This window comes from Sphingomonas sp. A2-49, assembly GCF_025548555.1.
Taxonomy (GTDB): domain Bacteria; phylum Pseudomonadota; class Alphaproteobacteria; order Sphingomonadales; family Sphingomonadaceae; genus Sphingomonas.
Genome location: NZ_JAJLPA010000037.1, coordinates 1 through 25,800, shown reverse-complemented (window position 1 = coordinate 25,800; position 25,800 = coordinate 1). Strand labels below are relative to the sequence as shown.

Sequence of the window (25,800 nt, the reverse complement as noted above, 5' to 3'; positions counted from 1 at the left end):
TCCATCCGTTAATCCGTTGAATGGCTTGTCATCATATTCGAAATAAAGGTGATCGACCGGTTTATCAGGGTGGATCTGGGCGGGCGATTGACGTTTGAACACGTTTCCCGTGGCTTGACGCGCCAACTGTAACTATAACGCATATTGCTCTGATCGTTGAGTATGCCCCCAGCGTGTGTTAGCGTGACATCCTGCATTTGTCGGGGGGCAATATGGCTACGCTTGTAAGCAGATCGACGAAGTCTCGGGCGCGTGATCATCGCTTTTTCCTTTTTACCGCGATCGTGATGGCCGTGATCAACGTCGCGGGCTTTGGCGTCCAAAACGCCATGGGACGATCGAGTTTTTCGGCTCCGCTGATCGTTCATGCCCATGCCCTGGTGTTTTTCGGCTGGGTCGCGATCTACGTTGCGCAGAATGTTCTGGCGTCGACAGGGTCGCTGGCCCTCCACCGCAAACTAGGTTGGATCGCTGCTGGCTGGATGAGCGCGATGGTTGTCCTCGGCACCATCGTGACGGTGCGTATGGTTCGTGCGGGCCATGCCCCCTTCTTCTTCCAACCGGCTTATTTCCTCATCATGAACCCGGTCGGAGTTCTCACGTTTGCCGGATTGTCGACTTGGGCCATCGTACTTCGGCGACAAACCGATTGGCACAAGCGGCTGCATCTGTGCGGAATGGCCATGATCATGGGGCCTGCGCTCGGACGATTGCTGCCGGCCCCCCTCCTCATTCCATATACCGGCCTCAGCATCTTCGCTGCGATGCTCGTTTTCCCCTTTGCCGGCGTGCTTGTCGATTGGCGGCGTGATCAAACGGTCCACCGAGCATGGTTATCGGGCATCGCCGTGATGGCGGCGGCTCAACTCGTCATTGAAGTTAGCGCCCGAACTTCGGTCGGCATTGCTCTTTATGCCGCCGTCGTATCGGGATCGCCTGGCTCTGGAGTTCCGCCACGCGCCTATCCGCCATTCCCTGCGGGATAATCACGCGCCGGACTCGGATCCAACTTCATCCGGATATTACCGGCGAACAGCGGTCCGAACCCGTTCCACCACAGCCGGACCGTCTCATGGCAAATGTCGATCCTTCACTCAAAGAGCAGGTCTTCCACGTTGCGCAACGACAGCGGAAACCGCACGTACATCAGCACCACCAGCCGGATCACCTCGGGCGACGAGTTGAAGCAGCGAAACGGCGATGCGGGTTTGCGCGGGCGAGGCATGCGCCCCCCCCCTACCCTGCCCAGCTTACCAGCCGGTGCATTTGCTTTGACGGGGCCTCCTGACCCTAAGGAGAAGATGGTTGTCCGTGGGCCGGTGTTCCCAACGCGAAGGGCGTGACGCGGCCTAATGAAATCAGCGAGAGGCGTTGTCGCAGCGCCTCAAGAGGTAGTGGGCGGTGGTCCGCACCGAGTTCTGACGGGATTGGATCCGCTTCCGACATAGTTAACGATTGTGCTCTACTCGGCAGGCATGACTTTCATCCCAGCCCTTGCGATGCCGTTTTTGGCGGTGATCCTGCCACTCGCTGCGGTGATGATTGCGACCTCGCTGACGATCGAACTGCCGGGATAGCGCGGGCGTTTTTCGCGGATTAGATGGGAGGTCTATCTGCATTCCTTGCTCTTGGCCAACAGATGCGCATCGTTATGGCACGCTCGGCGTCGGCCGTTGTCGAGCCGGTGATTGCCTTCGATACTGAACCCCGGCAGTAGGCCGCGCCAATTGGGGCTTGGGTGAGGCGTGCGCTGAAATGGCTGAGATACTCAATCATCTGCTCGCAAAGGCTTCAAGCTATCGGCGGCTTGCCGAGGGGTTCGCCCCTGGCCTCATGCAGGACAGTCTTTTACAAACAGCGGAGGGTTATGCCACGCAAGCAGATCTCGTGGCCAAGCGCATGCAGTCCGAAGATTTTTAGCCCTCCTTCCGGTGGCGTTAATTCCCCGCGAGGCAGGAAGATCGAATGCCGGTAGCAGCCATCCTGACCTACACCTCGCTCCTCGCCCTCGTGGCAGGGATATTTTTCATTCAGCTGCCAGAGCAGCGATAGCCGGCCGCTTGCGCGAATCGATCGCCTGTCGCAGCCTCCGTGCATGACCGAAGACGAAACGACACATCGGCTGGGAGAAGCGCTCAATCACCTCCATGCTTTCGCGACGACCTTCGATGCCGAGGACTACGTCGACGAGGAAAGTGCGCTGACCGCGGAGGACCTGTTCGTCATTCTCGACACGCTCGAGAAGGTCCACGCGATCGCTACGGCTGCGCCTAAACTGTGATGCCCCGGGACCAGCTTGCCGACGCGTTGGACCGCTTGAGCCGGCCCGTCGGCCCCGACAATCCCGCCCACGCGATCGGTGAAGACAGCGACCTCTTCGCCGACGACCTGACGACGCTTGCATGCCCGCTCGATCCGTCTCGCGACGACACAGTTGCCGGGAATCCGAAAGCAGCGTGACGTTGGCAAGCAGTGAGCAGGCGCTGATTGATGCGGCTGAGCATAACGGGGGGGGCTGGGCGATCGCGCCCAACTCGGACGCCGCGAACGTCCGGCAGCGTCCGACCGGGGACTGGTTCGCCACCACAAAGGGCGATGGCAGCTGATGCCGGCCGGGTTCGCCCGGCCCGCGACCTTCAGCCGAGCCGCGGGCTAGTCGTTCGCGCTCTCGTCGCGCCAGGCGCCCGATCGGCGCAGCTGGCGAATGATGCCGTTGAACGACGCGGTCATCGACTGCGATCGGCCGATGTCATGCCCGCCTCGGCAACCGTCCCAGAATTGGACAAGCGGCCAGCGCTCTGGGCAATGTGGCCAAAGGCATCGAAGCGCCAGCCGTAGCGGCGCATCGGCCTCGTCCACGAGCGCGCCGGCAGCCATCGCGGAGCGCAGGATCTGCACCGCTAGCTCGACCGTGATTCGCTGTTGCCGCCGCATCCGGCTATGGAACGGATAGGGAACACTTACGCAAGCGATTCGACATGGCACGCTGCCGCCTGCGCACCAGCAACGACGTAAGCGTCCGGTCACTGCCGTTGAGCGAGGATAGCGGTCGGTTGCTGATGGCAACGTCAGGCCACGCGGTTGCCTTCGACCAATCCCTGGGTTGGCTTGTATTACAGACCTCTTAGGCCACCCCAAAGGATCGCCACATTCGTAGATGTGACGTTGTTGCCAGCGTCAACGTCAACAAGCACACGGACGTGATGATACTCCGTCAGTCCCCACCATCTCTTCTCTACGACCCTTTTATGGCAGAGCAGGGAAGGCTGGCTATGGTTTTCGAGTCTTTCGTCGAGCATCTGGCAGGTGAAGCCATTCTCTCTCAAAACCGACATGGCGGCTTCTAGCCGACTACCAATCTGAAGGCGTGCCTTGATGGTCTCCGCCGCTTGCTCGACTGGGCTATTCATCCCGTTCTGCTGGCATGACGACAGGATTGCCGCAAACGCGAGCAAGGTTGACCAACATAGCCGGCTTCGAACACGATCATGGCTCACCTAAGTTGCAGTCCTGCACCGTTATCGACCGTTGAAAAATGCCACGGTGCGAGTTCGCCGATGCGGTTTACCGGATGTCCGTCGGCGATACGGGTAAGCACGTCGCGCAGCCAGGCTTCAGGGTCGACGAAGTTGAGCCGGGCGGTCTGGATGAGCGTGTAGATCGCCGCTGCCCGCTCGCCACCCTTGTCGGAGCCGGCGAAGAGGTAGTTCTTGCGGCCGAGCGCCACGGGTCGGAGGCAGCTCTCGGCACGATTGTTGTCCGCCTCGAGCCGCGCGTCGTCGCAGAAGCGGGTCAGCGCCGCGCGCCGCTTCACCGCATAGCGGATGGCGTCGGCGAGCGCGCCCTTGCCCGAGATGCGCCGCATGGTGTCCTCGGCCCAGTTGAAGAAGCCGTCCACGCCCACCCTGACGACCTGGCGCCGTTCGAGCCGGTCCTCCCGCGGCAGCCCGCGCCCCAACTCTTCGGCCTCGTACATCAGGTCTATCATGCTGACGCCGGTGCGCGCCGTGGTCGAGCCGGTCCCCTTCCAAACGTCGTAGATCTTGCGCCGTACATGCGCCCAGCACGCCACCTCGACGATGGGGCCGGGTTGTCGGCGTCCATCGTACAGCTGGTCGTAGCCCGCATAGCCATCGGCCTGCAGGAAGCCGCTGAAGCCGGCCAGATGCGCGCGGGGCCGCTCGCCCTTGCGGTCAGGGGTGTAGAAGTAGGCCGCAGCAGGTGGGCCGATACCCTGCCAGCCTCGGTCATCACGGGCATAGACCCAGAGCCTGCCGGTCTTGGTCTTGCCAGTGCCCGGCGCCAGCACGGGAACCGGCGTGTCGTCGGTGTGGATCTTGTCGGCCGCGAACACGTGTGTGTGGATGTGGTCGACCAGCGGCTGGAGCAGCCAGCTGACCTGGCCGACCCAGTCGGCCATGGTCGAGCGGTCGAGATCGACGCGCTCGCGCGCGTAGATCTCCGCCTGCCGGTAGAGCGGCAGATGGTCGGCGTATTTGGATACCAGCACATGCGCGAGCAGGCCGGGTCCGGCCTTGCCACGCGGGATGGGCAGCGCCGGAGCCGGGGCCTGGGTGATGGCGTCGCAGCGTTGGCAGGCGAGCTTGGGGCGGACGTGGCGGACGACCTGGAAGCGGCCGGGCACATACTCCAGCACCTCGGTCACATCCTCGCCCAGCGCTGACATGGTTCCGCTACACGTGGCGCAGCCGTCCGCATGCGGGGCGGCATGCACGACCTCGTGGCGCGGCAGGTGGTCGGGCGGCGGCAGGCGCTTCGGCTTGCGCTTCTCGCGGGCGGGTGGCAGCACGCCGGCGTCGGCGGACGCGCTGGTCGCCTCGGCCTCGACCGTCTCCAACTCCTCCAGCCGCAGCTCCAGCTGCTCGATCTCGCGGAAGAGTCGCTCGGACGACTGGCCGAACTGCATGCGCCTGAGCCGCGCCAGCTGGACCTTGAGCTTCTCGATCTCCAGCGCGGTCAGCTGGATGGTCGCCTTGGCGGTGCGAAGCTCGGCAGCGGTGCTGGCCAGTTCCGCGGCAGTGGCTGCATGTTGGGCCTGCAACGCCTGTGCGAAGGCGCGCAGTTCGTCCGGGTCAGAGGGAAGATCGACCATCGCCAGCGACATGGCTCATCCTACCACCAGCCCGAGTCAGGCCAAGCGAAAAGGACGGAAAAGTGCCGCTTACACGAGGGTCGGCGCGGTCACCGGAGCGGGCGCCACGGTGCGTCGCCAGTCTATGCCCTCGATGAGGAGGGCGAGCTGCGCAGGGCTGAGCACGATGCCGCCGTCGACCAGCGGAGGCCACACGAACCGGCCCTTCTCCAGCCGCTTGGCGAACAGGCACATGCCCGAGCCGTCCCAGTAGAGCGCCTTGAGATAGTCGCCGCGCTTGCCCCGGAACAGGAACAGGTGGCCCGAATACGGGTCGGCGCCGAGCACTTGGCTGGCGAGCCCGGTCAGCCCGTCGAAGCCCTTCTGCATGCTGACCGGCTTGCAGGCGAGATAGACCTTGGTGCCCGGTGCCAGCGCTATCACGACGCATGTCCCAGTGCCCGCAACACGCGGGCAAGCGCCTTCTCGTTGACGTAGCTGTCGACCGACAGGCGCACACCGGTCGGCAGGTCGATGTCGATTCCGCCAGGTCGCGCCCCCGGATGTGGGCGGATCAGGTCATCCGTCGGTGTGGCAGGCGGCGACGGCTTGGCGGGTGTCGGTGCGGGCGCCGCTGGCATAAGCGCCATGCCCGGCTCGGCCGGCGCAGCATCGGTCACCACACCATACGGGATGAACTGCAACGGCTCGCTGGCGATGCTCGCAGCCTTCCGGTGCGCGGACCGCCAGTTATAGATGAGGCTCTCGGCAATGCCGAGCCGCCGCGACACCTCGCGCACCGTCACGCCCGGCACCGACGCCTCGGCGACCACCGCGGCCTTCTCCGCCTCGCTGTAGGTCCGCCGGCGCTCCGTCCGGGTGATGACCTCCATCCGACCCATCTCCTGACCTCCTTCTGGACTCCAAAAGGAGACCAACACAGGTCCGGAAATCGACGGCTATGCCGAGCAGGACAACACGCGACTCACCGGACGCTTACGCAACGACGATAACGCGGCGATCGAGCACGTCGCCGCGAAGCTGGGGGACAGCCTGATTGAGCGGCTTGAGGGGCCGTAGGCCTGGGCGGATGCCGCGCGACGTGGCAGGCGGCGTTCCTCAAAATGGCGGTCGCCGCGCGCTAGGCGCTGTTGGCTAGCTAGAACCACCCGATCAAATACTGCTCGGCTTAGTTAACCAATTCTTGAAAAGGGACACTCTTTAGTTAACGGCTGTTTAAATCTATTTGCGAGCTGATGAGCCAGAGATAAAACAAGCTCCAGACACCGGAGTGGTTCACGGTGAATGGAGGGAACGATGAAATTTCTTAAGGGTACCATGCTTGCTGCTGTCGCCGCTGTTGCGACGCTTGCCACTCCGGCAATGGCTGTTCCGATTACCTACACGTTTACTGGTACATTTTCGGGGGTTAATGGCGGCGCATTCAGCGACGTTGATGCGACCTTCACCGGCGTTGCTGACACCGACAACATTCTGACGAATGGTTATTCGTACTACACTCAGCTTTCGTCACTACAGGCGGTTTCGCCGACCGCTGGCACCTTTAATATCACCGATCCTTCGTACTTTTATATCAACGGCGACGGATACGCTGGCCTAGTCTTTAACGACCTTTACGGTGACTCGTATTTTTCCGGCAATAACGGCGCCCTCCTTGGGTACGACGGCAAGTCATCGATTGGGCCAGTGGCAATCAACTATTTCTCGGGCATCAACGCGACGTTCAACACCGATCGCAATTCGGTGACGATCACGAACGCGACGAACGGCACGTTTGCCGCCATGACCGGCGCGGTGCCTGAGCCTGCCACCTGGGCGATGATGATCCTAGGCATGGGCGCGGTGGGCTTCGCGATGCGTCGCCGACAGAAGAACGTCACCACCACGGTCGCCTACGCAGCCTGACAGACTTCGTCCGCTTCCTCTTGGCGGGCTTGAAGGGAGCCGCTGTCCCAGACCCGGGGCGGCGGCTTTCCCGCGCCTACGGGGTACCACGACATTGATCGGGCGGACGAGACAGCTGCCATTCCGCCGCCCTCTTGCCCGAATTATTCCGCCGATGGCACACGTGCGCCTTATGGGCATGCCGATGGGCTAAAGTTATGCTCGGCTCAGCCCAGCAAGGCCAACCCCGCTGCCGCCAGGATCGCCGCCCCGACCACGCCGACTACCCGCTTTCGCCGGGTGCTCACGCTCTCGTGATAGCGTGGAATGTTGATGAACCAGCGATTGTCCTCCGCCGCGACGAGCACGCCGTCACGCTTCAGGCGTTCGAACATACGCCGCTAGACCCGTCTCGAAGTCTCGTACGCGATTGCACTGGCCGGGGAGACCGCGTTGCTCGTCATGAAATGACCGACGACATCCCGCCGTGCCTTCGCCAAAATCGCCGTTGCCGCCGTCGCCATCAGCTATCCCCCGTCATTCGCTTGCGGAGTTTGCGTTGTGTCGCCTCGGGGAGCAAGCCTAGAGCGCCGCCAGCGGGGCGTGGGGGCCTGGGCCACTGCCGGGCGGATCGGAGTCGAGCATGCCCCCCCCCTTTTGAAGCGCATGTCGCTGATTTTGTTCGGCATGCCACGTTAAAGTGGGGACCCGATCGGCGCCGATCGGTGACGTGCTCCCGTGAAACTCTGCCAGTTTGAGCTAGAGTCCGCCTTCGTGAGGAGACGGACGTGAAGAAGACCAGGTTCAGCGAGGAGCAGATCATTGCGGTGCTGCGCGAGCAGGAGGGCGGGATGAAGACCGCCGACGTGTGTCGCAAGCACGGGATCAGCAGCGCCACCTTGTACGCGTGGAAGGCCAAGTATGGCGGCATGGACGTGTCGCAGGCGCGCAAGCTGAAGGTGCTGGAGGAGGAGAACGGCCGGCTCAAACGGCTGCTGGCCGATGCCATGCTCGACAATGCCGTTCTGAAGGAGGTCGCGGCAAAAAACTGGTGAGGCCCGCCGCTCAGCGGAAGGCTGTCGAGCATGCTCGACGGTTGTTCGGCATCAGCGAGCGTCGGGCCTGTACCATCTTCGGCGCGGACAGGACGTCGGTGCGCTACGCGCCCCGGCGTAGTGATGATGGCGACCTACGGTCGCGGCTGCGGGAGATCGCGTCGGAACGTCGTCGCTTCGGCTACCGGCGGCTTGGCATCATGCTGGCTCGTGAGGGCCTGGTCATGAACCACGAGAAGCTGCTGCGGCTTTACCGCGAGGAGAACCTGCGGGTCAGGCGCCGTCGTGGCCGGAAGCGAGCCATGGGGACAAGGGCGCCGATGACGCTGCCGCAAGGTCCGAACCAGAGATGGAGCCTCGACTTCGTCAGCGACACGCTGATCAGCGGCCGGCGCATCCGCATCCTTGCGGTCGTCGATGACTTCACGCGGGAATGCCTCGCGCTGGTGGTCGACACCTCACTGTCAGGCGCCCGCGTCGCTCGCGAGCTCGACGCCATCATCGCGGCCAGAGGCGCACCGCCGCTGATGATCGTGAGCGACAACGGCACCGAGCTCACCAGCCTGGCGATCCTGAGATGGACGCAAGAGCGACCCATCGAGTGGCACTACATCGCGCCCGGCAAGCCGCAGCAGAACGGCTACGTCGAGAGCTTTAACGGCCGCCTGCGCGACGAGTGCCTCAACGAGACGCTGTTCGTGTCGCTCGGCCACGCCCGCTCGGTGCTGCGGCTCTGGCGCGACGACTACAACCACGTGCGGCCGCATAGCGGCGTTGGCGGGCTGACGCCCGCCGATGCTGCCAGGCAGGTTGCGCAACACCGCCCCGAGGGGCACCATACCTTGACGTCCTCCCTGTTTCTTCATCCAATTTGAGTGAGAGTTTTCCGGCCCTTTGAAGCCTGCGGGCAAGGAGCTGGACATGAAGAAGACGAGGCACACCGAGGAGCAGATTGCGTTCGCGCTGAAGCAGGCGGAGACGGGTACGTCGGTGGCGGAGGTCATCCGCCGGATGGGGATCTCGGAGCAGACATTCTATCGCTGGAAGAAGGTGTACGGCGGCCTCGGCGTCGGCGAGCTGCGGCGCCTGAAGCTGCTCGAGGAGGAGAACCGCAAGCTTAAGCAGCTGGTCGCGGACCTGAGCCTGGACAAGCACATCCTGCAGGATGTGCTGGCAAAAAAGCCCTGACGCCTGGACGACGGCGCGAACTCGTCGCGCACGTCCAGGCGTCTCATGGTGTCAGCGAGCGACGCAGTTGCCTGGCGCTGGGCGTCGACCGGTCGTCGGTGCGCTACGTGTCGCATCGACCGGACCAGGCGCCGCTGATGCTGCGCATCCGTAATCTGGCGGCGACGCGGACGCGGTATGGCTACTTTCGCATCTACATCCTGCTGCGCAGGGAAGGATGGTTCGTGAACCACAAGCGGGTCTACCGGCTCTACCGGGACGATGGACTGAGCCTTCGGCTCAAGAAACCCAGACGCAACGTCAGCGCTGCCAACCGCGATCGGCAACCTGCGGCTGCGGCGGCCAACGAGATGTGGTCGATGGACTTCGTCTCCGACGCGTTGTTCGACGGCCGGCGGTTGCGGGCACTGACGGTAGTCGACGCGTTCACGCGCGAGGCGCTGGCGATCGACGTCGACCAGGGCATCAAGGGTGAGCAGGTGGTCGAGGTGATGGCGCGGATCTCGTCGATCCGCGGTGCGCCTAGAACCATCCGGGTGGACAATGGGCCGGAGTTCATCTCGAAGGCACTTGACCGCTGGGCCTACGAGAACGGCGTCACGCTGGACTTCAGCCGGCCGGGCAAGCCGACGGACAACGCCTTCGTGGAGTCGTTCAACGGCCGCCTTCGGGACGAGTGCCTGAACACGCACTGGTTCCTGTCGCTGGAGGACGCCAGAGCGAAGATCGAGGCCTGGCGGCGGGACTACAATGAGAGCCGCCCTCACACATCGCTTGGCTGGCTGACGCCGGTCGAATATGCTGCTGCCGCGGCCAAGATCGCGGCCGAATGAACGCCGGAAACTCACCCTCGACCTGGATGAGAAACCGGGGGACCCTCATACCAACCCCGGACTCCAGTTATGACTGGTAGAGCTTTGGGGAGCACGTCAGGCGGGCAGCGGATCAGCGGCCACTTTCAGGGAAGAGACGGCAGCATCTATCATCATATTATCGGCCGTCGTCACGGGCGGCCGTCGAGCACAAGCTTGAACGAACGACGTGAGTCGGTCGCGGGAAAGCCGGGATTGAACGGCGTGGTTTGGGCGTTAGCGACCGCCCTGCCTTATGGCTGCGAAGACCCAGTTGCAGTCATTCAGGTCGCCCATTTCGGTTTTCTATAGCGGCCGTTCATTCAGACTGACGCGGCGGCGCTTTTCGGCGAACGAGGCCGACCGAGTCATGACCCCAGTAGTAGCATTCTGGGCGGGCAGGTTTGAGAAGGAGGTGGATCACTTGCAGTCGGCCCCAGACGGGTCATAGCTTCCCGGCTATGACTGCATTTCCGACGCTGCGGGTTGCTCGCCCGACAGATGATATCGACGCTCTCTTGCCCTTTTACCGGGACGGCCTTGGCCTCGATGTGCTGTACCGATTTGCCGACCATGATGGCTTTGACGGCATCATACTCGGGGGCAAGGACGCGCCATATCATTTCGAGTTTACCACAGCGCACGGGCACGCCGCAGGATGCGCGCCAACGCAGGATAACCTTCTGATCTTCTACCTGCCCAATGTAGTAAACTGGCACGCGGCGGTGGAACGGATGGTTTCTGCGGGCTTCCCGGCGGTTCCGGCGTTCAATGCCTATTGGGATCGGCAAGGCCGAACCTTTGAGGATCCTGACGGGTATCGGGTCGTCATCCAAAACGCAGCGTGGAACACCTGAAAGAAGACAGGGTCAAAGTGCGGATTCTGGCCGACGGGATGTCCGATTTTTCGGCGTCGCCCGCCGGGCAACTCGCGTCTGCGAAGACTCATATCCGGTCATTCAGCGGATCATAGTCAGAAGCAGTCGCTCGTTCAGCTGCGTTACAGAGCGAGATTGCACGAGTTCGGTTCGCCATCTTGCCGTTCTGCGGCACCTGCAAGATCGCCGGGCGTTCCATAGGCTCTAACTTGAGGAATGCACTTGCGCAGTCTGGATTTCAGCTCTTGGCAGAGCCTGCTCGCCACCATCCTGGGGTTGACGCTGGTTACGCTGTTGGGGGTTGGCATCCGTCTGCTGACCCAAATGACATTCCAGCAGCGCCGTGAGCGCATGAACCGGCAGATCAACGAGCGCCTCAGAACGCTCATCGCCGCCTACAAGGTCCTCGGCGGCTCGTTCACGGGGGACCTAACCGTCGATCCGGCCCACCGCCGCGATCTGCGGCGGCGGCAGCAGGGCGGCGTCGCAGAGGAACCGATGGCTGCGCTGGACCTCAGTGCGGAAGGCGCGGCGCGGTCGGACCGCACGCGCCGGATCCGCGACGCGGTCGAGGCCGCGCTGTCTGACATCATCCTGCTCGGCACCGAGGAGCATGTCCGGCTGGCGGACAGGGCAGTTCGCGAACTGGTCGCGGGCCACCCGGTCCACACGCACGAACTGGTCGTGTCGTTGCGTGCGTTCGTGCGCGATGCGCTCGACCTCGACCCGATCCCCGCCGATCTGACGATCGCGATGCAGGGGCCCGCGCGTCCCGCGTCGTCCAGTGGTGGCAGAGGCGGTAGCAACAAGGACGATGCCGGCCGGAGCGGTGGCGGTGGTGGTGGTGGTGGCAGTGGTATGGTTGGCGGCGGCGGGCTTGGAGACGGCAGCATGGGCAGCGATGGCCCAAGTGACGATCCGCATCGCGTCGCGGCGCACAACGCGGAGCGATAGGCCAAGCCCCCCCCCGATCTCAGTCGTGTCTGACCCAGAAGCCGCCATTCAGAGGCCTGAAGTGGCTTCCCGACTTCGGCCGCTCGTTCAGGCTACTCACCCAGCAGCCGCGGTTCAGCCGCAGCAATGCGAAGAGTCGCGGCTTGGCCGGCAGAGTTGCAGCGTGACACAAGAGATCATCGCGCGCCTGCGCATCAGCCTCAATGACATCAAGCCCGATATCTGGCGCACGGTCGACATGCCGGTCACCAGCAGCCTCAAGATGCTCCATGACGTGATCCAGGGCGCCATGGGCTGGCAAGACAATCATCTTTGGCACTTCGAAGCGGGCGACCGCCGCTATGGCCGACCAGATCTGGAGTGGCCGGACCGCAACCTCACCGCCGCCAAGAACGTAAAACTCGGCTCCCTCATCGAGCGCGGTGTCCGCCAGCTTACCTACACCTATGACATGGGCGACGACTGGCGGCACACCGTCACCGTCGAGGCGATCGGGCCAGCCGAGCCCAATACCAAATACCCTCGCTTCGTCGCTGGCGAACGGCCCTGCCCGCCCGAGGACGTCGGCGGCCTCTCCGGCTTCGAACTGTTCCTCGACGCCATGCGTGACCCAGCTCACGAGGAACATCAACAGCTACGCCAATGGTACGGCGGCCCGTTCGACGCCGATGACATCGACGAGCTCGTCACCAAGCATACGGCCGCAGTTATCGCGATTCGCCGACACGCCGGCAAGGCCGCCTATGAGAGAAGCCGCACCCGCAACTAACGAGGGTGAGCCGCACATGCTGCGGCGCAAAAAACCAATGTCGGACGCTCCGACCTCGGGGGTCGCCGTTCGAAACCGGAAGTTCGTTCACATAGGCTAACGAGTACGAGCCCATTCCGTGCTTAGAGACGTTGAGTTGGTTCAGTCGCTTTTCCGATCCTGGCGGAGCCCCTGCTCAGACGGAGAAGAGATATGCGCGCATTATGCTGGCACGGTAAGGGCGACGTCCGCGTCGACACCGTCGCGGACCCCGAGATCAAGCACCCGCGCGATGCGATCATCAAGGTTACCGCGTGCGCGATCTGCGGGTCGGACCTCCACCTGCTCGATGGCTACCAGCCGACGATGGAAGCGGGCGACATCCTCGGTCACGAGAACATGGGCGAGGTCGTGGCGCTCGGTTCTGAGGTGACCAACCTGAGGATCGGCGATCGCGTCGTGGTGCCGTTCACAATCAGCTGCGGCGATTGCTGGTTCTGCCGCAAGGGCCTGTTCGCCGCCTGCGACCGGACCAACCCCAATGCCGAGATGGCCGCCAAGGCGATGGGGCACTCGCCCGCCGGCCTGTTCGGCTTCAGCCACATGCTGGGCGGCTATTGCGGCGGCCAGGCCGAGTACCTCCGCGTGCCGATGGCCGATATAGGCCCAATCAAGATCCCCGACAGCGTCACCGACGAACAGGCGCTGTTCCTCTCCGACATCTTCCCGACCGGCTACATGGCCGCCGAGAACGCGCAGATAGAGCACGGCGACACCGTCGCGATCTGGGGCTGCGGCCCGGTCGGCCAGTTCGCGATCCGCTCCGCGCTGATGATGGGCGCTGGGCGCGTGATCGCGATCGACGAGGTGCCCGAGCGCCTCGCCATGGCTGAGGCCGGCGGCGCCGAGACGATCAACTTCGCCGAGACCGACGTCTACGACGAGCTGCAGGCGCGGACGAAGGGACGCGGCCCCGACAGCTGCATCGACGCCGTCGGCTGCGAGGCGGCCGCCCACGGCGCGGCGGATGCCGTTATGGACAAGGTAAAGGCCAGCCTGATGCTCGCCACCGATCGCGTCCACGTTTTGCGGCAGGCGATCATGAGCTGCCGCAAGGGTGGCACAGTCTCCGTTCCCGGCGTCTATGTCGGGATGGGCGACAAGCTCCCGATCGGTGCGGCGATGAACAAGGGGCTGACGATCAAGCTCGGCCAGACCCACGTCCAGCGCTACACCAAGCCGCTGCTGGACAAGATCGTGGCCGGCGAAATCGACCCGAGCTTCGTCATCACCCATCCGGCCAGCCTCGAGGACGCGCCCGAAATGTATGCCAAATTCCGCGACAAGGAGGACGGCGTCATCAAGGTGGTGATGCGCCCGCACGGCTGAGCCGCGCATCCTGCGCAAGGCGGGATCAGGAGGAACTTCGTGTCAGACCGGTCAGAGAAACACTGCCAAGATCGTGCTTCCCTACCCGCAGAGGTAGGGGGGCAGGTCTGGCCGGCTGCAGGCCTCGCGATACTCATCGCCGGCTCCTTGGCCGCCTGGCTGAGCTCGCGCCGCACTCAGCCCAGCATCGACGCCCAAACGGCGCGGCGTCTCGCCCCGCGAAGCGGGCGAGCGGATCATCCCGCTGCTTCCGCTTCGGACATCGTCATTGGGGAGCCGGCCGATGCGCATTCATCATCTTAACTGCGGAACCTGCTGCCCGGCCGGCGGCAGGCTGTTCGACGGCAGCAGTGACGGTCCGCTCGGTCACCTCGTGTGCCACTGCCTGCTGATCGAAAGCGATGCTGGGCTGATCCTGGTCGATACCGGCTTCGGCACCCGCGACATCGATCATCCGCACCGCCGGCTGTCGGAGTTCTTCCTCAAGCTCAACAACATCCAGCTCCGTCCCGAGGAAACCGCCATCGCGCAGGTGCGTGCGCTCGGCTTCTCCCCCGCGGACGTGCGCCATATCGTGGTGACCCACCTCGACTTCGACCATGCCGGCGGCATCGAGGATTTCCCGAACGCCACCGTCCATCTCACCGCGCGCGAGAAGGAAGTCGTCGATGGCCGCCGCGGCGGCACGTTCGTCGGCACGCGGCGCTACCGCCCCACGTAGTGGAACGACGTGTCGGACTGGCGCCTCTATCCGCTCGGCGGCGGCGAGCCGTGGATGGGGTTCGATGCGGTACGCGACCTCGACGGACTGCCGCCCGAGATCCTGCTCGTGCCGCTCGCGGGCCACACCTGGGGACATAGTGGGGTGGCGGTACGGGAGAACGACGGCAATTGGCTGCTGCATGCCGCCGACGCCTATTTCTACCGTGGCGAGATCGGATCGGAGACGTATCGCTGCCCGCCCGGTCTCCGCGGCTATCAGCGGCTTATGGAGGTCGATCGTGGAGCCCGCCTGAGCAATCAGGCCCGGCTGCGCAAGCTCTCGATCGATCGGACCGACGTGCGCATTTTCTGCGCGCATGATGCCGTCGAATTCGAACTTCTCGCGGGCAAGGCTTCGTGAGGCGTTCAGCGCCGGGAGCGCTGCATAGGCAGCTGACGCGATGCCTCCAGGTGTGGGGCCCATGTACGGACCGTGCTCGTTGAGCCGTTCCAGGTAACCAGAGCGAGACGAGATGCACCAGATCAACCGCGGCACCGGCCGCAAATTGCTGCTTGTCCACGGTCTGGGCGGAAGTTGGCGATCGTGGAGCACCATTCTGGATGCGCTCAGCGCCAGTCGAACAGTGATCGCGATCGACCTGCCCGGACATGGCGCGACGCCGGCGCAACATGATAGCGGGACCTTCGACGGCCTGGTTGGCAGCGTCCAGCGCAATATCGTAGAGAACGACCTAGCCGGGATCGATGTCGTCGGCAGTTCGATGGGCGCGCGGATGGTGCTCGAACTCGCCCGGCGCGGCGTCGTCGGCAATGTCGTCGCGCTCGACCCGGGCGGGTTCTGGCGGGGTTGGGAGCGCACCTTCTTCAAGACCACGATCGGCGCCTCGGGCCGCCTGTTGCGGGCAATCCGACCCGGCCTGCCGATGCTGAGCCGTAATGCGGCGTCGCGCAGCGCGCTACTGGCCCAATTGTCCGCGCACCCGTGGGCGCTCGATCCGCAGATCGTCGCGACAGAGCTGATGGGTCTCAGTACGACACCGACCTTCGACGCGCTGGTCCATGACCTCGCGACCGGACCCGAGCAAATCGGGCCAGCTGCCGATGGCACCGGCCGGATCGTGATCGGGTGGGGCAAGCATGACAGGCTCTGTCTGCCGAGGCAGGCGGCGCGCGCGCAGGCTGCGTTTCCGTCCGCAGAACTGCACTGGTTCGAGTCCAGCGGCCACTTTCCGATGTGGGACATGCCGGAGGAGACGGTCGAAGTCATCCTCGGCGCTACGCAGCAGGAAGGATCAGTTAGGCCGGCCAGGCTGCCTGAAGCTTGAACAGGCATCGCCGCCCACTCCTCGTCCCGCTGATTGCTCGTAGTCTTAGTGCAGTACGACCCAGAGGCGGTCATTCAGGCTCGGCCTGCCCCTCCCGGAAACCTGCCGTTCGTTTATGTCCATCGCCGCGTGCAGGTTCATCTGGTCACCATGCCCATCCGTTGTGACCCGATCTGTGCGATCATCACGCCTACCCCGTCGGTCCGAGCATACGATCCCACGCCCTCGACGCTGACGAGGAAGGGCTTAGACGGGTGCGCACGAAGCATCTCTGTCGCCGATGATGACAGGGACGCCGATCCAGCGCATATCCCCACCGATTGGACGGGGGGGTATCATGGTGCGGGCGATCATCCTGACGCTTGCCTTGGCGTTGATGGCGACCGCGGCGCAGGGGCGAAACAGCGTGGACCCGGTCAGGGTGCGCGCGCAACTCGACTTTCTTGCTGGACCAGACCTGCACGGACGCGGCAGCGCGACGCCCGATGAAGCAATCGCCGCTTCCTATGTGGCATCTCAACTGCAGAGCTATGGCTTGAAGACGGCGCCGGGGATGACCGGATACCTGCAACGCATCCCCGTCTTGCGTCAGGCGCTGGCTGGCCCGGTGGAACTGCTGATCGATGGCGTTCCCGCCCCCGATACGACGCCGTTGCGTGTCGTGGGTGGGGTCTGGGGTGGTAAGGTCGCCGTCCTTGGCCGCATTTTTCCGGACACGAAGGCCGCCGTGCTGGTCGTTCCCGATACCGCAGCCAAGAACGCCGACATTGCCAAGGCGCGCGCTCAGGTCGGGGCCACGGTGACGATCGTCGTCGCTGACAAGGATACCCCTCGAGCCATAGATGCCATTGGTGGTCGGCCGAATCTGCCAAGGTTCTTCCCCGCTGAATCGCCAGCCGGTCGAACCTCGACGATCGCCGTCGGGTCGGACACGATGCAAAAGCTGCTCGGTGCCGGAGCCACCGTCACACTGTCCGTCCCCTTCACGCTTGCCCACGACAGCACCACGAACGCGGTCGCCTATCTGCCCGGCAGCGACCCGGCAGCCGGTGTGCTGCTGCTGTCGGCGCACCTCGATCATCTCGGTGTCGGAGCAGACGGCACGATCTGGCCGGGAGCGAACGACGATGCGTCGGGCACGGTGGCTTTGATGGAGATTGCCCGAGCCATGGCGGCGGGCAAGCGACCACGCCGCGGCATCCTCTTCGTGGCCTATGGCTCGGAAGAACGGGGTGGCTTCGGCTCGCGCTGGTTCGGGGATCATCCGCCAGTGCCGCTGAATCAAATCGCGGCCAACATCGAGTTCGAGATGATCGGCGCCAGCGTTCCGAAACTCGCGGCTGATCGGCTGATGATGACGGGGTACGAGCGGTCCGACCTGGGGTCGGAACTTCGCGCCCATGGCGCATTGATCGACGCCGACCCCTACCCCGAACAGCAGTACTTCCGGCGATCGGACAATTACGCACTCGCTCTACGCGGGGTCGTCGCCCACACCGTGTCGGGCTACGGCGAGGTCACGACGTACCATACGCCCCAAGACACGCCCGATCGAATCGATGCGCCATATATGGTGCGCGCGATCGAGTCGCTGTTAAAACCTATCCGTTGGCTGGCCAACAACCGCTTTACTCCACGATGGACGAAGGATGGCCAGCCGAAAGAATAGAAGCAGCATTTCTCTGGCGACGGCATACGAGCGGCCTAAAGTATTGGACCCATTCTCAGACGCTCAGAAGCTCTTTCAGACTCCGCAACTTCGGCCGCCCGTTCATGTTGCGGTAACGGCGGTCGGAGCGGCAAGGTTTGGGACAAAGCCGCAATCCAGCACCAAAGCCGCAAACGACCGCTTTTGGCATGAGCTGCCGATCGAAATCCGTCATCGTATTGTCCTCTTGATCGGAGGCCAACGCCAACGAATGTGGCTCGCAAACGGGTTGACTGCGTTGCCCATCATGCTGTCGGAACGCCATTGGGTCGTCGGCCGTCAACATTTCGCGCATGTAGCCCGACCCGCGCCACGGCAGTTTGCCGCATCCTATCTCTTGCCCTCCGCCCGTAAGCGATCGCAAGATTCCGTACTTGGTCAATCGTTGGCGCTTCGTCGGTCGCTCTAAAAGGTATGCCGGCTACTGCAGTCCGGAGTCGACGTCGGTTGTCCGAAGCAGAGCGGTCGGTCTATTTGATACGTCGATCACGGCTCGATGTGCGATTGCAGAGCGGGCGCTCGACAGGAAGAGACTATGCCCGCTGATACTCTTGTAGACCTGAAAACGGCTTGGGCTACCGCCTTCAGCAAGCGTGCGCATGGTGGCTGGTGGGCTCTCAGCGGCTTTTCGCTGCAGACTATGGCGGCGCTGGCGCGCATGCTCAAAAGCGAATTGATCGATAAAAAGCCTCGTGGCGAGGTCGATATCGAATCGGTCAGCGACGCCATCCTAAACGAGGACAAGATATCCCTCGTCCAGATCAAGCGAACCCTCACCAAGTCGACGCTCGAAGCCGCCTTTGCCGAAGCCTACGACATCGCCTCGCTCTGCTCGACTGCGCTACAGGACCAGCTGCAATTCCAGGTTGTTACGATGAAGCGGGAGACCGGAACGACGCTCGATATCGCCCTTGCGCGACATGCGCTGCGTGAACGCACCGCCATAAACGAAGCACTTCTGCAACGCACACTGGCGATGTTTGACCGCAAGGCGCCGATCCGCATCACAGCTGATCCGGCACAAGCGCTTCGGCTGGTGCTATGGAACGCGGGCGTCGAGAATCCCGGCGCGACGATGGACGCCATGCTTGGCGGCATCTTTGCTGCTTTTAATGGTGGCAACCGGGCTGGCGTCCAGATCGCACTCATACAGGCGCTCGATCGCGCCAAAAACGATGTCCGAACCACCCGGCCGCACGGTGGGCATCTTTTTGTGCCAGGTGATCTCGCAAAAGCCGCAGGTCCTGCTAGCGGTACAATTCTTGTGGACGCCAGTCCGCGGATGCTCGACCTAAAGCTGGGCCGGTTCCTCGAACGCACAGGTCTGCTCGACGAGGTCTTCACGACGGCCCTGGATTGGGATGCCGGACTGGAGGCCCAGGTGGCGGCTCACCTGCAGAAGATCCCTGTATTCTGTATCCGTGGGCGATCCGGTGACGGTAAATCGGTCCTGCTCTTACAGCTGGTGGCAGCGTTACTTGAGCGGCGCGCCGTAGCCGCGGTCACGGGTCTAGCCTCGTTCAGCGATTTGCAGGCCTGGCTGCAATCGCGTCCGAAAATCCAGCCTGGAGAACCGATCCACGGGGTCGAACTTGCTTATATCGACGATCTTCCGCGTCGCGTTGACGCTGATTTGTTCGGTAGGCTGATTGAAGAATGTTATGCGTTCGCTTCACGGCCCGCTGCCCTGCTCACGTGCGGAATCTCGGAAAGTCTGCCGAAAACATCGAACATCCAGTTTGACTTTTTCCCCATGCCACCGCCCACGGCGAATGATCAGAAACTGTTCAGCCACTGGGTCGGTAGCAGCGATGCCCCACCGTTCGAGCCACGCCAATCGCTCGCCACGATGCTCGTCGACCTACGGCGCACTGGTACAGGCGAAGCGCCGCTGGCGGACCAATTCCAACAGAAATTGCGCAGTGATGGCCTCTGGCCGTTAGCCCGACACGTCATAGCGGCTAATCTGTTCGGGATTCCTGGCGCCGTATCAACAGACCAAGCTGTCGATTTGGAGACTTTCACCTTCGAAGGTGCCGGCGTGACTCTGCGCGCCGACCGGCGCGACGGCGGCATCGAGCTTGGCCACGCCGAGTATCTCGAACCGCTCTATCTTCGGTGGGTCGGTGGCTCGGACTTTCCGCAAATATGGGGGCGTGACATCGGCGCCATCATCTCCGTCGCCCTTCAGAACGGCGACGGAAGACTGGCACGGACGCTGCTTGGTCAGGTGATCGATATGCGCGCCCTGCGCAAGCGCCTGAAACGCTTGGGATATGGCGGCTCTCACACGGCGCCGGACCTCCTCAACGCGGCCTTTTCCGTGGTCAGTGCGGAGAACGACGATCCGGCGATGGCACCATTGATGCGGCTATGGCTTGCCGCACAGCGCGCGGCCAACGGGGCGTTCATGCATAACCTGGAAGCCCGCGCGGTCTCACTGCTCAAGGGAGACGTCGTAGCGTCAATCTACAAGGCGCAGATCGCGCTGCAGCTTGCCAGCGGGCCGCCGGAGCGGGAGGCGGACACAGGTACGCGCGAGGTAGCACGCGCCTATTTGGCTGGCGTCGTCGACGAACCTGCGGTCGTCGAATACTACAAGAAGCTCGCGGGCCGAGGCAATTCTGAAGACTTGGTGCTCGTCCGAAATTGGCTCAGACGGCACCAGCGCTCGCTTCGGATTGCACCCGTTCTGGCGAGTGCGATCCGCACGGGCGGACCGGACGCCGCCGAGTATCGGTCGATGGCGGCGCGTCTGGCCGGCGCCCATCCGAGGGACTCTGGACTGGGCGACCTCGTCCGGACTTTGGCCCTCCAGCCGATCGAGGGGAACGAGATCGGGTTAATCGATCGTTGGCTCGGCCAAGATCATCCACCGCGCGCGCTGCACAGTGTCTATGCCCAGCTTCTCAAGGTTCAAGGCGCGCGGCGCTACCTCGATCGGGCGCTCGCATGGATGGAACAGAATATCGAACTGGCCGATAGCCATGACCTGCTTGCCAGGCTAATCGAGATGCAGCCAGATTACGATCTAGGCCCGCTCGTCCAGGCTTGGTTTGACTCGCATCCTTACGACCCCGGGCGCTATTCTGTAATCGGCGCACTGCTGACCCATCCGCGCTTTGAGATAGCTGCTCTGCGGAGCGCGATCGAGCTGCTCGCGGGGTCGCGGAGCCACCATACAGGATACCTTTTCGCTATGGCCATCCCCGTCGTCAAAGCCCTGACAGTGCATGAGTTGCATGCGCTGGCGAAAACACTTCCGCCGCGGCTTCAGAGACCACTAAAATCCCTTCGGGCCGCTCGCCAGGGACCCCGAACTCAAATGCAGATCCATCGCTAATGATGCGAACATAGGGATGCTTCCGCGGGAAGCGGACCTTTGGTTGGTCTGCGCGGAACAGCGTGAGTTGGTCGACACCCGCCGATGGCCTCTGTGCCCCGAGGACCCATTCTCAGACGCTCAGAGGCTCTTACGGGCTCCCCAACTTCGGCCGCCCGTTCATGTGCGGTAGCGGCGGTCGGAGCGGCGAGGTGTGGGACTTTACCGCCGTCGGCGTGCGACATGTCGAACGGCAGCTCTGGCCGGAAGGCGACATTTAATCTTCGTTCGACCCGCATTGCACAGCAACTGGAGATGGGCTGGTATCCGTACCGCCTCCCATGTTTGCGCGTTGCCGAGCGAATGGAAATCGCGGATCAGTTCGAAAAATTCAGCCATCGCGCTCAGACCCTGACCCGGGCATAACCGCTGCCCATGACATAACCCTCGTCGAGGCAACCGCGTCGCGTTAGCCCTGCGCCCGTCCCGTTCGACCAACCCGAGGCATCGGGCCGAAATTTGAGAAACAAGGGCCAGGTCAACGGGGTCGGCTTGTTCGTGACGATATGGACTAGCCGTTTTCGCCCGTCGCGAATGTCGGAAACGGGCTCGACAGTGAACCGCTCGCCCCACTTATCCGACTGGTCGAGCACCGCATGCGTGCGTGTGTGCGGCGTCGCTGGTCGGCGCGGCAACGCGTCCGCCGCCGCGACGGCGACTTGATCGCGCCCCTCCCACGCGCCGAAGTAGATGTTGGTCGCGCAGTTGAGATATTGATGCTCGTTGAGCACCGCGACGTCCGAGCGGCGCTCGACATCCACGAAGCGGCTTTTATGAGGCACCGAGTAGACCGCCCCGTCGTAGAACAAGGCGAGCAAGCATGGAGTCAACGGCAGGACAAACAGTGCGCCCGCAGTCTTAACGCCGAACGCGCGCTTGCCGGGCGTGGGTCGCTGATAGTGCAGACGATTGGTGAGCACGGCGGGATTATCGGAGGTGACGAACGGCAGGTCGGTCGCATTGCGGACGATGCACATTTTGAGATCGTCGACAATTCCCATCGCCTCGGCATAGTGCAGCATTGCCTGTTCGGTGGCGATCTTCACCGCTTCCCCGAACGGCGGCACCGGAAAATCCGAGCCGGGAAGATCGGTCAAAGCCAGCATCATCGTCGCCGAGGCCTGCGCCGCCGCGTCGGTCCGCAAATATTGATGATAGACATAGCGTCGCAGGACGATGTCCACCCCGGGCTGGACCGGACCGCCCTCGGCGAGATGTCGTACGACCTTGCCGTAACGCCCCTCGACAAACTGGATGGCCTGCTCGAGCTGGGAATCCTGCCCGTAGAAGTAGTCTTTGGAACACTGGTTCTTCGCGGGCGCGTTCGGGATCGCCTTCATCCTCGTAATGTTGAAGAGGTTGATCGCCAAACCTTCGCCATCCAGTGTGAACGGCTTGATATGCGTGCGCGGCACGAAATGCTGATTCTTGTTATCCGCCATCGCCGCTTCGCCACACCAGATCGGGACCCCTTTTCCCGGGATCCCGCGACGTGCCTGGTATAGCAGAACGAAAGGAAAACAACAAGGCGCGCGTCGAGCGTTCGCCAACGTCAGACGGGGCGCACGATGATCGGCGAAGACGAATATCATGCCGAACGACATCCCAACCCTGCTGCCCTGCCCACTTTGTTGAAATGGTCTGATCGGGAACGGTTGCTATGCGGTCGAAAGAACGTGCTAGGTCCCGCCCATGAATTTTCGAGTGAAAGATGATACGGCGCGGCTGACGTCGGGCAAATCATGGCAGGATGGCCTCGCCCAGCTGGCGCTCGACCTTTGTCGTGCGGTGCCGGGTGGGGAGCGGGTCGTACTCCATGGCTCGGCCGTCCACGGCGCTGATCCGGGCGACGTCGACCTCGCGATAATCGTGCGAGATGGCACGGACCGGTTCGAGGCGGTGAGGACGATCGCCGGCCTACTGGCAGATCGCTCCGTCGCGACCGGCGTCCTGCACACGTGCTTTCCCATCGAGCAGGAGGCCTGCTCATTCAAGGCGTCGCAGTACGTCCGGAACGTTCTTACCGACGGCAGAGAGCTCTAGAGTGTTGAGCGCGAATGGGGGAGCGGCCAATTGGGTTGCCGCCGCTTCGGCTTTACGCCGGGCGGGCATGTCGACCGAGGCAGTGGTGCTTGAATGGATGGCCCTGCGCGCCGCCCTTTTCGACTGGCTTGGAGCAGCTGGAGTGGCATACGAAGGGACGCGCGATGCAATAGTGGCCGGGATGACAGCGCTCGACGGTCGGCTCGCTGCTGATCTTGCATTTGTCTACCATGTGGCGACGATGGCAGAGTGGGACGAGACCTTCGGTGTCACTGAGGCGCAGGTGAGGACGGTGGCGGACGCGAGCGCGCGCCTGCTCACAGCCTTTCAATCAGGGTGGGACCGCGATCCGAAGTGAAATACGACGAGAACCACTTCCGCGCCGCGGTTGACGAGATCAAGCGTCACCTTGAGGACACCGAGATCTCCAAGCTCGGCCATTGGGCGGCGGCGCGACGCTACGAGCGTGTGCACAAGCTCGTACTTGGTGTTCCCGCCACAGTGCTTTCGATCGTACTCGCCTGGCTCGTATCAAGCCAGACCCGCACTGTCTTGCCAGCTGCGGGTGCAGGCAGCGAGCTGGTCCGCAACATCCCAGTGTTCATCAGCCTGGTGGTTTCGCTTTTGAGTGGAATGACCGCCTTTCTTAATCTCAGCGACCTCGCCATCCGCCACCGAACGGCCGCAGAAAACCTCAACGCGCTATGGCGAAACTGCCGCAACTGGGAAACGGACTTCCCGGACGCTTCGTTCTGCGAGGCGGCAGTCAAGGCGGTGCAGGGCTACCGGGCCAGGCTGAACGACATCAACGGCGATGCACCGCAAATCCCAAAGTGGGCGTGGAAAGCCACGCGCAGGCAACGCGAGGAGGGCTCGGTGTCATATAAGGGTGAACAGCGCGGATCCGCCCCCGGGTTCATCGCGCGGTTGCTCGGCCGCAAATAGGCATCACGCGGGCGAGCGTTGGAAGCCTGCCTTGCAGATATGATCTTTTGCGGTCACCAATGACCACGCCCGTTGTTCAGGATGACGCATGAGCGAGACGCCTACAAGGACCGCCATTCAGGATGAGCTTCAACGTATCGAGGAAGACTGCATTCATTCAGGCAAGGCACAATTTAACGCGGGCGTGCGGTGGAGCCGATACCATCTGTTTCTCGGCGTTCCCGCCGTCATCCTTAGTGCTTTGGCGGGAACGGCATTCTTCAAAGGCCAGCCCGATATCGCCGGCATCATGTCGACAATCGTTGCTATCCTTACCGCCTTGTCGACCTTCCTGAAACCCTCGGAGCGGGCGTCATCGCACAAGGGGAGTGGCGACCAGTACCTTACGCTCCGCAACGATGCGCGCGTGCTGCGCACGGTGAAGCTCGACGCCGCATGCGACGACGCGGCCGCAATCGCGAACCTCGATGAGATCACCAAACGGCGCAACGAACTCAACCAAGCCAGCGCGCAACCGGCGCGCCGCGACTTCGAACTTGCCCGTCAAGGTATCGACGAAGGCGAAGCCGCGCACCGTGTCGACAGGAAAGACGCCTAATGTCCGTTCTCACCTATCTTCAGAACCGAGCCAGCAATGCGGTTCTGTCCGCGACCGAGCAGACCTCGATCAACACCTCGATCAGCACCTTGTCCTCGCGCCTCAATTCCTACTTCGGCACGACGGTAACGAAGCACTTTCGCTTCGGATCGTCGACCCGCGGCACCATCCTGCCCCGCGCGATGGATGAGCATTCTGACATCGATTACATGGTCGTGTTCAGTGACGGCGGCTACACACCGCAGACCTACATCGATCGCCTCCGGCGCTTTGCTGACGCTTATTATTCGTCGTCCGATATCAAGCAATCGTCGCCGACGATCGTCTTGCAGCTCAATCATATCAAATTCGATCTGGTGCCGGCGCTCGCGGACACTTGGACCACTGCCTACAAAATTCCTGACGGCACATCGGCTTGGCAGAACACCAATCCCAACGACTTCAATGCGACGCTTACCGCCAAGAACCAATCCGAGTATGGCCTTATCAAGCCGACGATCCGCCTTGCCAAGTTCTGGAACGCAAAGGCTGGGTATGTCTTTGACAGCTACGCCTTTGAAAAATGGATTGTCGATCAGTATTACTATCTAGCTTCAAATCAGAAAGACTATCTTTTTGCTGTCTTCGACAAGCTCGTCGCCAACCAAGCAGCGCAGTGGCGCAATGAGCGCATCAACCGCGCCAAGGAGATCATCGCGAAGGTGCGGGAGTATGAGCGCGATGACATGCCCTACACTGCGGAGGGCGAGGTGAAGAAGCTGATACCGGAATGAAGGTTGCCCCGTGGCCTCCTGCGGGCAAGCTCGTCAACTTATTCTTGAATTCTTAGACTACCAAAAGGACGTTTGCCATTTGTGTTTGCGCCGAGGCGGACAGGCAGCTTTCCACCGGGTCTGGGCTTTTCTGGACACATAATCGTGCGGTTAAGCGGCATGAAGCGGGCGGTCAGCAGTTGGGAAGCGCCACCGGGTCCGGCAACGGCGACAATTGATGCGCTGTTGTCCTGTTGTCGGACC

Annotated in this window: 30 protein-coding genes; 21 read left to right on the top strand and 9 right to left on the bottom strand. The window is 62.8% G+C overall.

Annotated elements, in window-relative coordinates; all coding sequences use genetic code 11:
• Positions 1 to 287 precede the first annotated feature (287 nt).
• Positions 288 to 986, top strand: coding sequence for a hypothetical protein (locus LPN01_RS18490; RefSeq protein WP_262829894.1), 699 nt, complete (start codon positions 288 to 290; stop codon positions 984 to 986).
• A gap of 104 nt (positions 987 to 1,090) precedes the next feature.
• On the opposite strand, the gene LPN01_RS18485 is transcribed toward LPN01_RS18490, so the two are convergent.
• Complete coding sequence (locus LPN01_RS18485; protein WP_262829893.1) at positions 1,091 to 1,225, bottom strand: hypothetical protein; 135 nt, start codon at positions 1,223 to 1,225, stop codon at positions 1,091 to 1,093.
• 530 nt (positions 1,226 to 1,755) lie between these two features.
• On the opposite strand from LPN01_RS18485, the gene LPN01_RS18480 reads away from it, so the two are divergent.
• The 3 genes from LPN01_RS18480 (at position 1,756) to LPN01_RS18470 (ending at position 2,460) form a co-directional block, all read left to right on the top strand.
• Positions 1,756 to 1,920 (top strand): hypothetical protein, encoded by a 165-nt coding sequence (locus tag LPN01_RS18480; protein WP_262829892.1) that lies wholly within the window; start codon positions 1,756 to 1,758, stop codon positions 1,918 to 1,920.
• Between the two features lie 175 nt (positions 1,921 to 2,095).
• Positions 2,096 to 2,281 carry a hypothetical protein gene (locus tag LPN01_RS18475; RefSeq protein WP_262829891.1) on the top strand — a complete coding sequence of 62 codons (186 nt, stop codon included), beginning with the start codon at positions 2,096 to 2,098 and terminating at the stop codon, positions 2,279 to 2,281.
• Between the two features lie 35 nt (positions 2,282 to 2,316).
• Entirely contained in the window at positions 2,317 to 2,460 is a 144-nt protein-coding gene (locus tag LPN01_RS18470) for a hypothetical protein (RefSeq protein WP_262829890.1), read from the top strand.
• Positions 2,461 to 2,652: 192 nt separating this feature from the next.
• Here the strand turns inward: LPN01_RS18470 and LPN01_RS18465 are convergent, their stop codons facing one another.
• From LPN01_RS18465 to tnpA, 4 genes are all read right to left on the bottom strand, one after another.
• Complete coding sequence (locus LPN01_RS18465) at positions 2,653 to 2,898, bottom strand: hypothetical protein (protein WP_262829889.1); 246 nt, start codon at positions 2,896 to 2,898, stop codon at positions 2,653 to 2,655.
• 595 nt (positions 2,899 to 3,493) lie between these two features.
• Positions 3,494 to 5,125: an IS66 family transposase gene (gene tnpC / locus LPN01_RS18460; RefSeq protein ID WP_410482854.1), complete on the bottom strand. Its 1,632-nt coding sequence runs from the start codon at positions 5,123 to 5,125 to the stop codon at positions 3,494 to 3,496.
• A gap of 57 nt (positions 5,126 to 5,182) precedes the next feature.
• On the bottom strand, positions 5,183 to 5,536 hold the full coding sequence (gene tnpB / locus LPN01_RS18455; RefSeq protein WP_262829888.1) for an IS66 family insertion sequence element accessory protein TnpB: 354 nt from the start codon (positions 5,534 to 5,536) through the stop codon (positions 5,183 to 5,185).
• Entirely contained in the window at positions 5,533 to 5,994 is a 462-nt protein-coding gene (gene tnpA, locus LPN01_RS18450) for an IS66-like element accessory protein TnpA (RefSeq protein WP_410482853.1), read from the bottom strand. Before tnpA ends, tnpB begins: the two co-directional genes overlap by 4 nt.
• Before the next feature lie 415 nt (positions 5,995 to 6,409).
• Here tnpA and LPN01_RS18445 point away from each other — a divergent pair, with 415 nt between their 5' ends.
• The gene (locus LPN01_RS18445) at positions 6,410 to 7,018 is read left to right on the top strand and encodes a PEPxxWA-CTERM sorting domain-containing protein (RefSeq protein WP_262829886.1); all 609 of its coding nucleotides are present in this window, start codon (positions 6,410 to 6,412) and stop codon (positions 7,016 to 7,018) included.
• 206 nt (positions 7,019 to 7,224) lie between these two features.
• Here LPN01_RS18445 and LPN01_RS18440 read toward each other — a convergent pair whose 3' ends face one another.
• Entirely contained in the window at positions 7,225 to 7,392 is a 168-nt protein-coding gene (locus tag LPN01_RS18440) for a hypothetical protein (RefSeq protein WP_262829885.1), read from the bottom strand.
• Between the two features lie 393 nt (positions 7,393 to 7,785).
• On the opposite strand from LPN01_RS18440, the gene LPN01_RS18435 reads away from it, so the two are divergent.
• The 10 genes from LPN01_RS18435 (at position 7,786) to LPN01_RS18390 (ending at position 17,777) form a co-directional block, all read left to right on the top strand.
• A protein-coding gene (locus tag LPN01_RS18435) for an IS3 family transposase (protein ID WP_410482852.1) occupies positions 7,786 to 8,927 on the top strand; the annotation gives its coding sequence in 2 pieces (ribosomal slippage) (positions 7,786 to 8,035 and positions 8,035 to 8,927; 1,143 coding nt in all).
• A 46-nt stretch (positions 8,928 to 8,973) separates the two neighbouring features.
• Positions 8,974 to 10,073, top strand: a protein-coding gene (locus LPN01_RS18430; protein WP_262829883.1) for an IS3 family transposase whose coding sequence is annotated in 2 segments (ribosomal slippage) — positions 8,974 to 9,226 and positions 9,226 to 10,073 — 1,101 coding nt in all. Because the reading frame shifts where the segments join, the coding sequence is not laid out codon by codon here.
• A gap of 479 nt (positions 10,074 to 10,552) precedes the next feature.
• The gene (locus LPN01_RS18425) at positions 10,553 to 10,948 is read left to right on the top strand and encodes a VOC family protein (protein WP_262829882.1); all 396 of its coding nucleotides are present in this window, start codon (positions 10,553 to 10,555) and stop codon (positions 10,946 to 10,948) included.
• A 237-nt stretch (positions 10,949 to 11,185) separates the two neighbouring features.
• Complete coding sequence (locus LPN01_RS18420) at positions 11,186 to 11,923, top strand: hypothetical protein (protein ID WP_262829881.1); 738 nt, start codon at positions 11,186 to 11,188, stop codon at positions 11,921 to 11,923.
• Positions 11,924 to 12,086: 163 nt separating this feature from the next.
• Positions 12,087 to 12,692 carry a plasmid pRiA4b ORF-3 family protein gene (locus LPN01_RS18415; RefSeq protein ID WP_262829880.1) on the top strand — a complete coding sequence of 202 codons (606 nt, stop codon included), beginning with the start codon at positions 12,087 to 12,089 and terminating at the stop codon, positions 12,690 to 12,692.
• Positions 12,693 to 12,884: 192 nt separating this feature from the next.
• Positions 12,885 to 14,060, top strand: a complete 1,176-nt coding sequence (locus LPN01_RS18410) for a zinc-dependent alcohol dehydrogenase (protein ID WP_262829879.1) — start codon at positions 12,885 to 12,887, stop codon at positions 14,058 to 14,060.
• A 283-nt stretch (positions 14,061 to 14,343) separates the two neighbouring features.
• A complete protein-coding gene (locus LPN01_RS18405; RefSeq protein WP_262829878.1) occupies positions 14,344 to 14,781 on the top strand; it encodes an MBL fold metallo-hydrolase in 438 nt (145 codons plus the stop codon).
• 9 nt (positions 14,782 to 14,790) lie between these two features.
• The gene (locus tag LPN01_RS18400; protein WP_262829877.1) at positions 14,791 to 15,183 is read left to right on the top strand and encodes a hypothetical protein; all 393 of its coding nucleotides are present in this window, start codon (positions 14,791 to 14,793) and stop codon (positions 15,181 to 15,183) included.
• A 112-nt stretch (positions 15,184 to 15,295) separates the two neighbouring features.
• Positions 15,296 to 16,108 (top strand): alpha/beta fold hydrolase, encoded by an 813-nt coding sequence (locus LPN01_RS18395; RefSeq protein WP_262829876.1) that lies wholly within the window; start codon positions 15,296 to 15,298, stop codon positions 16,106 to 16,108.
• Between the two features lie 337 nt (positions 16,109 to 16,445).
• Entirely contained in the window at positions 16,446 to 17,777 is a 1,332-nt protein-coding gene (locus tag LPN01_RS18390) for a M28 family metallopeptidase (RefSeq protein ID WP_262829875.1), read from the top strand.
• Positions 17,778 to 17,832: 55 nt separating this feature from the next.
• On the opposite strand, the gene LPN01_RS18385 is transcribed toward LPN01_RS18390, so the two are convergent.
• Complete coding sequence (locus LPN01_RS18385) at positions 17,833 to 17,991, bottom strand: hypothetical protein (protein ID WP_262829874.1); 159 nt, start codon at positions 17,989 to 17,991, stop codon at positions 17,833 to 17,835.
• 360 nt (positions 17,992 to 18,351) lie between these two features.
• Here LPN01_RS18385 and LPN01_RS18380 point away from each other — a divergent pair, with 360 nt between their 5' ends.
• Complete coding sequence (locus LPN01_RS18380) at positions 18,352 to 21,159, top strand: hypothetical protein (RefSeq protein WP_262829873.1); 2,808 nt, start codon at positions 18,352 to 18,354, stop codon at positions 21,157 to 21,159.
• Between the two features lie 383 nt (positions 21,160 to 21,542).
• Here the strand turns inward: LPN01_RS18380 and LPN01_RS18375 are convergent, their stop codons facing one another.
• The gene (locus LPN01_RS18375; protein WP_262829872.1) at positions 21,543 to 22,640 is read right to left on the bottom strand and encodes a DUF4238 domain-containing protein; all 1,098 of its coding nucleotides are present in this window, start codon (positions 22,638 to 22,640) and stop codon (positions 21,543 to 21,545) included.
• Between the two features lie 262 nt (positions 22,641 to 22,902).
• Here LPN01_RS18375 and LPN01_RS18370 point away from each other — a divergent pair, with 262 nt between their 5' ends.
• The 5 genes from LPN01_RS18370 (at position 22,903) to LPN01_RS18350 (ending at position 25,557) form a co-directional block, all read left to right on the top strand.
• On the top strand, positions 22,903 to 23,241 hold the full coding sequence (locus LPN01_RS18370; RefSeq protein WP_262829871.1) for a hypothetical protein: 339 nt from the start codon (positions 22,903 to 22,905) through the stop codon (positions 23,239 to 23,241).
• A 67-nt stretch (positions 23,242 to 23,308) separates the two neighbouring features.
• On the top strand, positions 23,309 to 23,599 hold the full coding sequence (locus LPN01_RS18365) for a hypothetical protein (RefSeq protein ID WP_262829870.1): 291 nt from the start codon (positions 23,309 to 23,311) through the stop codon (positions 23,597 to 23,599).
• A complete protein-coding gene (locus LPN01_RS18360; RefSeq protein WP_262829869.1) occupies positions 23,596 to 24,186 on the top strand; it encodes an SLATT domain-containing protein in 591 nt (196 codons plus the stop codon). The genes LPN01_RS18365 and LPN01_RS18360 overlap by 4 nt, the downstream gene beginning before the upstream one ends.
• Before the next feature lie 88 nt (positions 24,187 to 24,274).
• The gene (locus LPN01_RS18355; RefSeq protein WP_262829868.1) at positions 24,275 to 24,784 is read left to right on the top strand and encodes an SLATT domain-containing protein; all 510 of its coding nucleotides are present in this window, start codon (positions 24,275 to 24,277) and stop codon (positions 24,782 to 24,784) included.
• On the top strand, positions 24,784 to 25,557 hold the full coding sequence (locus LPN01_RS18350; protein WP_262829866.1) for an SMODS domain-containing nucleotidyltransferase: 774 nt from the start codon (positions 24,784 to 24,786) through the stop codon (positions 25,555 to 25,557). Before LPN01_RS18355 ends, LPN01_RS18350 begins: the two co-directional genes overlap by 1 nt.
• A 38-nt stretch (positions 25,558 to 25,595) precedes the next feature.
• Here LPN01_RS18350 and LPN01_RS18345 read toward each other — a convergent pair.
• The coding region (locus tag LPN01_RS18345; RefSeq protein WP_262829865.1) for a hypothetical protein at positions 25,596 to 25,800 on the bottom strand (205 nt) is incomplete at its 5' end.